General features: G+C 43.2%; 10 protein-coding genes. 6 read left to right on the top strand and 4 right to left on the bottom strand.

The features are described 5' to 3' along the window. Positions 1 to 178: 178 nt before the first annotated feature. The 4 genes from zwf to AB5Y61_RS10460 all read right to left on the bottom strand — a co-directional run bounded on the left by zwf (position 179) and on the right by AB5Y61_RS10460 (position 3694). On the bottom strand, positions 179 to 1645 hold the full coding sequence (gene zwf / locus AB5Y61_RS10445; RefSeq protein WP_368404103.1) for a glucose-6-phosphate dehydrogenase: 1467 nt from the start codon (positions 1643 to 1645) through the stop codon (positions 179 to 181). Positions 1646 to 1830: 185 nt separating this feature from the next. Continuing rightward, positions 1831 to 2646: a TIGR03943 family putative permease subunit gene (locus AB5Y61_RS10450; protein WP_049507453.1), complete on the bottom strand. Its 816-nt coding sequence runs from the start codon at positions 2644 to 2646 to the stop codon at positions 1831 to 1833. Next, a complete protein-coding gene (locus AB5Y61_RS10455) occupies positions 2643 to 3548 on the bottom strand; it encodes a permease (RefSeq protein ID WP_368404104.1) in 906 nt (301 codons plus the stop codon). Before AB5Y61_RS10455 ends, AB5Y61_RS10450 begins: the two co-directional genes overlap by 4 nt. Then, positions 3548 to 3694, bottom strand: coding sequence for an SPJ_0845 family protein (locus tag AB5Y61_RS10460; RefSeq protein ID WP_009731407.1), 147 nt, complete (start codon positions 3692 to 3694; stop codon positions 3548 to 3550). Before AB5Y61_RS10460 ends, AB5Y61_RS10455 begins: the two co-directional genes overlap by 1 nt. A gap of 155 nt (positions 3695 to 3849) precedes the next feature. Here AB5Y61_RS10460 and AB5Y61_RS10465 point away from each other — a divergent pair, with 155 nt between their 5' ends. The 6 genes from AB5Y61_RS10465 to AB5Y61_RS10490 all read left to right on the top strand — a co-directional run. Then, the gene (locus AB5Y61_RS10465; RefSeq protein ID WP_368404105.1) at positions 3850 to 5976 is read left to right on the top strand and encodes a Tex family protein; all 2127 of its coding nucleotides are present in this window, start codon (positions 3850 to 3852) and stop codon (positions 5974 to 5976) included. Beyond that, positions 5963 to 6415, top strand: coding sequence for a SprT family protein (locus AB5Y61_RS10470; protein WP_368404106.1), 453 nt, complete (start codon positions 5963 to 5965; stop codon positions 6413 to 6415). The genes AB5Y61_RS10465 and AB5Y61_RS10470 overlap by 14 nt, the downstream gene beginning before the upstream one ends. A gap of 74 nt (positions 6416 to 6489) precedes the next feature. Then, the gene (locus tag AB5Y61_RS10475) at positions 6490 to 6771 is read left to right on the top strand and encodes a PspC domain-containing protein (protein ID WP_368404107.1); all 282 of its coding nucleotides are present in this window, start codon (positions 6490 to 6492) and stop codon (positions 6769 to 6771) included. A gap of 12 nt (positions 6772 to 6783) precedes the next feature. After that, the gene (locus AB5Y61_RS10480; protein WP_368404108.1) at positions 6784 to 7152 is read left to right on the top strand and encodes a hypothetical protein; all 369 of its coding nucleotides are present in this window, start codon (positions 6784 to 6786) and stop codon (positions 7150 to 7152) included. 179 nt (positions 7153 to 7331) lie between these two features. Further along, entirely contained in the window at positions 7332 to 8264 is a 933-nt protein-coding gene (hprK, locus tag AB5Y61_RS10485; RefSeq protein WP_368404109.1) for an HPr(Ser) kinase/phosphatase, read from the top strand. Beyond that, positions 8261 to 8633 (top strand): prolipoprotein diacylglyceryl transferase (locus tag AB5Y61_RS10490; protein ID WP_368404110.1); only part of this gene is annotated, 373 nt, incomplete at its 3' end. The genes hprK and AB5Y61_RS10490, both read left to right, overlap by 4 nt.

Consider the following 8633-nt stretch of genomic DNA (forward strand, 5'->3'; position numbering starts at 1 on the left):
AGTTGATTGGATTTGGAGAAAAGATCGATGACATCGGACCATTCCATTCAGAAAACTTCATGAGAGGTCTCTTGGAAGGCTTGATTTAAAGTCGAATAAAAAAGACAAATTGTTGGAAGGACAATTTGTCTTTTTTGTTTCCTTACGCTATCAAAAAACCACCCGAAGGTGGCTAACTTTAATTCTTAGGTTGAGGTTTCCAAACCCACTCTGCTCCGTAATCTGCAAGGAGATCATCGGATGCAGTTGGTCCCATGGATCCTGACTTGTACTCATAGAGCGGTGCTCCATTTTCAGCCCATAGTTTTTCGATCCGGTCAATCAATTGCCATGAAGCGCGGACTTCGTGCCAGTGGCTGTAATTGGTTGAGTCATTGTTTAACACGTCGAAAATTAATTTTTCATACGGCTCTGGGGATGCTCCAGTTGCGGTCGCATCTGTCTCGTAGTCAAAGGAAATCGGTGCGATACTGAATTTTTCACCGACCTCTTTTCCGTTGATACTCAATGAGAAACCTTCATTTGGTTGGATATAAATGGTCAAGACATTTGGTTGCAAGCTATGTCCAAAGATGGAGTCGGTTTGCTTGAAGACCACATTGACCATGGTTCCTTTTTGCGTCAAGCGTTTTCCAGTACGGAAGAAGAAAGGAACTCCACGGAAGCGATCGCTATCAACAAAGAACGCACCAGAAGCATAGGTCTCCGTAGTAGATTCAGGGTCGACATTGGGCTCACTGCGATAAGAGATATCTTTTTTCCCTTCGATGGTCCCTGAATGGTATTGACCACGGATAAAGAATTTCTTTAACTCATCATCTGTTGGATTGTGCAATTGCTCAAAAACTTTAACTTTTTCAGCTCGAATCGCATCCTTGGTAAAGGTAGCTGGTTTATCCATAGCAAGCAAAGACAAAAGCTGAAGGGTATGGTTTTGCACCATGTCTCGGAGGGCTCCAGAATGATCATAGTAGCCACCGCGTTCTTCAACCCCCAGGCGTTCAGCAAAGGTAATTTGGATATTGTCAATAAAGTCTCGGTTCCATAGGTTGTCAAAAATGAGATTGCCGAAACGAATGGCAAAGATATTTTGGATCATTTCTTTGCCAAGGTAGTGGTCAATTCGGAAGATTTGCTCCTCATCAAAGGTTTCTTCCAATTCCTGGTTGAGCTGACTAGCCGTTTCTAGGTCTGTACCAAAAGGTTTTTCAACAATCAAGCGCTCAAAGCCTTGTCCATCGACAATCCCTTCTGATTTCAAGTGTTTGGCAATAGTTCCAAAAAATTGAGGGGCCATGGATAAGAAGAAGACCTTGTTGTGTTCCGTTTGGTATTTTTCATCCAGAGTGCATTGCAATTCGCGCAGAGCGATGTAATGTTCGGTATCATTGACATCATGACTTTGATAGTAGAAATGACTGGCGAATTCTTGGGCTTGTTGAGGGCTATCGGCGAGGTCTGTGATGGATTCTACCACGACTGATTCAAAATATTCTTTGCTCCAGGGTCTACGGGCTGTTCCGATCACTGCAAAGTGTTCAGATAGATTTCCTGATTTATAGAGTCTAAAAAGGGATGGGTAGAGTTTTCGCTTGGCTAAATCTCCACTGGCCCCGAAAATGGTTACAATAACTTTTGAAGACATTTAAGTACCTATTTCCTATTTTATTAACCATATTTTACCATAAAATCTACAAGATTTCTTTGCTGGAATCGTTGTTCCTAATATTTTCCGATGGGATTTGAGTAGACAGCATCGAAAAAGCTAGAACCAATGTGGATTCTAGCTTGAACTGTTATAAGATAATTGGATCTACAATGTAAGCTCCATCAGAATACGCGGTAGACATAAGGATTAGATGGTTTTGTAATGGTTTGACAATCCGTAATGTGGAGGACAGGCAAGCTTTGCTTGAGCTGTTTGTGGTATTCAATGGACAAGGTTCCTTTTGCATGGATCCAGGTATTGTTGTCAAAATGTTGAGGAGCACCGGTTGTTAAAAGACCGTAGACACCCGAGTCTGCGATACAGTGGATGATCCCAAAGCGAAAGAGGAATTGACTGTCTTTGTTATTAGGGTCATTGTATACAAAACCGGTCAACTCGATGGTCTTTCCCGCAAATTGGTCTGGATAATCATAAATAACTTCCATGACTTCCATATAATTTTCAGTAGTCACCTGGATCACCTTTTTATCAACATATTTCTTAGCTGCCTGCTTCATCTCTGACTCATAGGCGGACTTAGTGAAATAGCTACTGGTATCCGGTTTGAGATACTGGGTTGTTGTCCCTTCATCCTGTTGGATTTCTTTGGAAGAACCTGCTGCCACTGGGAAGTGATAGCCTTTGGCAGAGACAGTTTGAGAATCCAGCGTCACTGTTGGGAAAAATAAGCCGACAAACAAAGGAATACAGAGCAAGAAGATACTCGCCACTTTTGCCCATAAGCCGGATAGATGACTATGGATTTTCATTTGTTTGACCCAGATAATCAGCTGCACAAGAGCTAAAATGAAGGACAAAAACATGGAAATATAAGCCAAGTAAGAATAGTGTAAGTTGATGTATTGATTGAGCTTACCGGATAATTGAAGATACATGGTGAGCTCAAAATAACCTGCTAAGATCAAAAATCGTATCATAAAGCTACCCCCACAATCCAAGAGTATAGGAGCACAACTCCACAGACAATTCCGATAAATTGCCAGATAAAACGGGTCTTGAGATAATTTTTCATCATGAGGAGATTCTTGACATCAAGCATGGGTCCAATCACCAGAAAGGCCAGCACCGGCGCTACTCCAAAACTACTCAGAAGAGAGGAGCCGATAAAGGCGTCCGCCTCGCTACAAAGTGAGAGGAGGAAGGACAAGGCCATAAGGAGGAGAATAGCAATAACCGGTGTCGCACTGATCGAAGTGAGGATCCGTGTTGGGACATAGACTTGGACGAGGCTTGCAAAAAGACAACCGAATACCAAGTAGCGTCCTGTATCAAAGAATTCATCAATTGCCTGCACCAAAACTTGAAAGAGCTTTTGACCTTTGCTTAAATCGCTAAAATCATGTTCATGCACAGGCTTGCGATGTTCTTTTTGGATCGAATCTGTCTGAATAAAGCCAAGGAAGATCCCTAGTACCATTGCGACCAGTAGGGAACCCAGGGCGCGATAGAGGGCCATCTTAATGGAATTCCCAAAGGCTGAATAGGTCGCAAAGAGAACGATGGGATTGATGACCGGTGCTGTCACCAAAAAGGGAACAGCAGTATAACTTGGGACTTTCTTTTCTAGAAAGCGATTGATAATGGGAACAATTCCGCATTCACAGGAAGGAAAGATAAAGCCGACAAAGCTCCCAAAGAAGATTCGCCCAAATTTATTTTTGGGAAGAAAACGGTAAACCTTCTCAGGTGTGACATAAACCTCAATCATTCCTGAAATGATACTTCCGATCAGGACAAAGGGCAGGGCCTCAATGATAATCGAGAGAAAAATAGCCCCAGCCTGTAAGACGCTAGAGGGAAGGTGTTGAAAGAATGTCATTACTTAGCCTTCTTTGCATCTTTAGCAGCCGTTTCAGCTTTCTTTTTTTCTTCAGGGAATTCAACTGTTTTTTCTAGATCTGGAAAACTTGCAAAGTTTTCAAACATTTTATCAAGATCATCTGTCTTAGAAAATTTAATAGCCATTTTTGGGCCTCCTTTTTCCTTTTCTATCATTATAACAAAAAGGAAAGATCAAGGGGGAAATAGAGCATAAAAGACAAGGAGGAAACTTCTACAAAACCCTAGCAAATAGGTGGCTAGAAGCCTTGGCTACGGTAAAATATGCTATAATAGAAGCTATGGATAAATATGAAAAAATAGCCCAAGAATTGGGTGTTAGCTTAAAACAAATCGATACCGTATTGAGTCTGACCGCAGAAGGCTCAACCATTCCCTTCATTGCTCGCTATCGAAAAGATATGACGGGAAATTTAGATGAAGTAGCGATCAAGGCTATTATTGATCGGGACAAATCCTTAACGGCTCTAGCTGAACGAAAGGAAACCGTCCTTGCTAAGATTGAGGAACAAGGCAAACTGACAGAGGCGCTCAAGCAGGCTATTGAAGCTGCTGAAAAATTAGCGGATGTCGAAGAGCTTTATCTACCTTATAAGGAAAAACGACGGACTAAGGCGACGATTGCCCGAGAAGCAGGACTTTTCCCCTTGGCACGTCTCATCCTGCAGAATAGTCCAAACTTGGAAGTAGAGGCACAGAAATTTACCTGTGAGACCTTCCCAACTGAAACCGCTGCTTTAACTGGTGCAGTGGATATTCTGGTAGAGGCTATTTCAGAGGATACCCAATTGCGGGCCCTCACCTATCAAGAAATTCATGGTCATTCCCTCATGACCTCAACCTTGAAGGATGACAGCTTAGATCCTAAGAGAACCTTTGAAATCTACTATGATTTTTCTGAGAAGATCAAGAGTATGCAAGGCTACCGGACCCTGGCTCTCAATCGTGGGGAAAAATTGGGCATTCTTAAAGTCGGATTTGACCACCATTTGGATCGGATCATTCGTATTTTTGAGGCTCGTTTTAAAACTAAAAATGCCTATGTCGATGAGGTTATTCAGCAAGCGGTTAAGAAAAAAATCGTACCTGCGATTGAACGTCGAATTCGGACAGAGTTGACAGAAGTGGCAGAAGACGGAGCCATTCAATTGTTCTCTGAAAATCTACGGAATCTATTGCTTATCCCTCCATTAAAAGGGCGCGTGGTCCTTGGATTTGACCCAGCCTTTCGGACAGGTGCTAAACTAGCCGTTGTCGATGAGACAGGAAAGATGCTTGCAACCCAGGTTATCTATCCAGTTGCCCCTGCAAAACCAGCTCAAATCGAGCAAGCTAAAAAGGATCTGTCCTCCTTGATCAAGGAGTTTGACGTAGAGATTATTGCGATCGGGAATGGAACCGCTAGCCGTGAAAGTGAGGCCTTTGTCGCTGAAGTACTCCATGACCATCCAGGGGTCCGCTATGTCATTGTCAATGAAAGTGGAGCCTCTGTCTACTCAGCTAGTGAGTTGGCCCGTCATGAGTTCCCAGAATTAACTGTTGAAAAACGCTCGGCTATCTCCATTGCCCGCCGCTTGCAAGATCCCTTGGCTGAGTTGGTGAAAATCGATGCCAAGTCGATCGGTGTCGGTCAATACCAGCACGATGTCAATCAGAAAAAATTGACAGAAAGTTTGGATTTTGTCGTGGATACAGTGGTCAACCAAGTTGGAGTTAATATCAATACCGCTAGTCCCTCTCTCTTAGCGCATGTAGCTGGACTTAATAAAACCATCTCTGAAAATATTGTGAAATACCGGGAAGAAGAAGGGATGATCCTCTCACGGGCGCAGATTAAAAAAGTCCCTCGTCTCGGAGCCAAGGCTTTCGAGCAGTCTGCTGGATTTTTACGCATCCCTGAAAGTAAAAACATTTTGGACAATACCGGTGTTCACCCTGAAAGTTACAAGGAAGTTGAAAAACTTTTTCAACTTCTTGAAATTACTGAGCTCGATGCATCCGCTCAGGAAAAATTAAAAGCTGTGAATATAGAAGAAATGTCTTCTCAGCTAGATCTGGGGCCGGAAACCCTGAAAGATATCATTGCTGATCTCCTAAAACCAGGTCGCGATTTGCGGGATTCCTTTGATGCACCCGTGCTCCGTCAGGATGTCTTGGATATTAAAGACCTGTACATTGGCCAAAAATTAGAAGGGGTTGTGCGCAATGTGGTTGACTTCGGAGCCTTTGTCGATATTGGCATTCACGAGGATGGCTTGATTCATATCTCCCATATGAGCAAGCAATTTATCAAGCATCCAAGCCAAGTCGTCTCTGTAGGAGATGTAGTGACGGTCTGGGTGAAGAAGATCGACGTGGAACGTGAAAAAGTCAACCTCAGTTTGGTAGCACCGAATGAATCTGACTGACTATGTACGCCAAGTCTCCCTAGAAGATTTTGGGAGGGAATTCCGCCATCGAGCAGAGTGGAATGCGCGTCTCCAGACCACCGGAGGTCGTTTCTTTCCTAAGGATCGGCATCTTGATTTCAACCCCAAGATTTACCAGACTTTCGGATTAGAGACCTTTCGGAAAATCGTCCGCCATGAGCTCTGCCATTACCATCTTTACGATCAAGGAAAGGGATATCGCCACAAAGATCCAGCCTTTAAGCAACTCCTCCAGCAAGTGGACGGTCTTCGTTTCACACCACCTCTACCAGAAAAATCAAGAAAAAAGCGAGTTTATCTCTACCGATGTTCTCATTGTAGACAAGAGTACAGTCGAAAGCGAAAAATTGATCTGAAGAAGTATGCTTGTGGTCGCTGTCGTGGTCGCCTGCACTTCCTTGAAATGAGACAAGAGTAAGAATCGGTCTTTAGGCGGATCTATTTCCAGTTAGACTCTGCTAAAATAGGTCTAACTAGAAAGAGGAATATCAAATGACAGCATCATTTTACAAATTAAAACGACACCGCCTGGTTTCAGGTGTGCTAGCTGGACTGGCTGATAAATTTGGTTTGAGTGTAACGTTGCTACGCTTCTTGTTTATACTCTTTACAGTCTCCCATGCCTTTATCGGTGTGATTATCTATTTACTGTTAGATACGACCTTACCTTATAAGGACGAAGAGGAGCAGGAAATATTTGACGATGGCCCTCGACCTCGTCGGAGAAAAGAGGCCGAACCCATTCATGATCAGAATGATAGTCCGTTTTTCTAAAAGGAGATCCGGGTGAAGCAGAAGTTCTATTACCTTGCTTTTATTCTGTACCTCCTATTCAGTTTTGTAGGACAGTTTTTCATTTTAAATCGTGTTTTTGGAGAAGGAGTTGGAACAGTTTTGATGGGATTGCTCCTTTTTCCACTGGGCATTTGGAATAGTCTCTTCTACCTCTTGTTTCTGACAACAGAAAGGGCAAGAGAGCCACAAATTTATCGGTTTTCGATTTTATTTCTACCGATGTTGTACCTGGTTTTGTCCTTGTTGGGGGGAGGACCTGCCATCTTTATGCTCGGCTTGATCGCATTTCCTTCAAATGCGGTGGTCTATGCTGTCTCGACTGGAATCAAATCCATGATCAAAGATTTCTTGCAAGGCTGAAGGCTGGAGCATTCTTCAGATGTTACCATCATTTCCTAGAGGTTAGAGACATTTGTCTTGGCCTCTTTTTAGTAGCATTAAAAAGGAGTTGAAAATGGATTATTCAAATGACACTTCAGTCTCTCGTCTGAAGAGAAAATCTGCTATAATAGAGAGAGAATTTTAAAAGGGAGAATGATATGGCAGTTACTGTTCGCGATATACAGGAAAAGCTTCGTCTGTCAGTTGTTTATGGGGATGATAACCTCTTAAGCAAGGAAATTACGACTGCGGACATCTCACGTCCAGGTCTTGAAATGACGGGCTATTTTGACTATTACACACCTGAGCGGATTCAGCTTGTAGGAATGAAAGAATGGTCCTACCTGGTGAAGATGAGCTCTCACAACCGACATCAAGTTTTGCGCAAGATGTTCCAGCCAGAGACACCTGTCATCATTGTCGCGCGGAATTTAGACATTCCAGAAGAAATGTTACGGGCTGCGGAAGAGAAGCAGCTGGCTATTTTAAAGAGCAATGTTGCGACGAGCCGTTTGTCTGGTGAGTTATCCAGTTATTTGGATAGCCGCCTGGCAGAACGTACGAGTGTACACGGTGTCTTGATGGATATTTATGGGATGGGTGTCTTGATCCAAGGAGATAGCGGAATCGGAAAAAGCGAGACAGGTCTGGAACTTGTCAAGCGGGGTCACCGCCTCGTAGCAGATGACCGAGTCGATATCTATGCGAGAGATGAGATGACCCTTTGGGGAGAGCCTGCTGAAATCCTACGTCACCTACTAGAGATTCGTGGTGTCGGGATTATCGATGTCATGAGTCTATACGGCGCGAGTGCTGTCAAGGATTCATCACAAGTCCAAATCGCTATTTACTTGGAAAATTATGCCAAGGACCAAACTTATGATCGTCTTGGTAATAATGCAGAAGAGTTGGAAATCGGTGGAGTCACCATTCCTCGTATTCGCATTCCAGTGAAGACAGGTCGAAATATTTCGGTCGTGATTGAAGCAGCAGCCATGAATGTTCGTGCCAAACAAATGGGCTATGATGCCACTAAAACCTTTGAAGAACGTTTGTCCCAGTTGATTAGTCAAAATGAGGTGAAGGAATGAATCCAGTAGCCCTTCAATTAGGTCCGATCAGTATTCGTTGGTACGCAATTTGTATTGTCTCTGGTTTGATTCTAGCTGTTTATCTTTCCATGAAAGAAGCGCCTCGTAAGAAAATTGATTCAGATGCCATTATTGATTTCATTCTGATTGCTTTTCCTCTTGCGATTGTGGGTGCCAGACTCTATTACGTTACTTTCGAATGGGGCTATTATAGCCAGCACCTTGGTGAGATTTTTGCTATTTGGAACGGGGGGATTGCGATTTATGGTGGTCTCTTAACGGGTGCTTTAGTTCTTTATCTTTTCTCTCGTAGACGTTTGATTGAACCGATCGACTTTTTAGATATTGCAGCCCCAAGCGTCATGATTG

The sequence above is a fragment of the Streptococcus parasanguinis genome, assembly GCF_040908565.1.
Lineage (GTDB): Bacteria > Bacillota > Bacilli > Lactobacillales > Streptococcaceae > Streptococcus > Streptococcus parasanguinis_AC.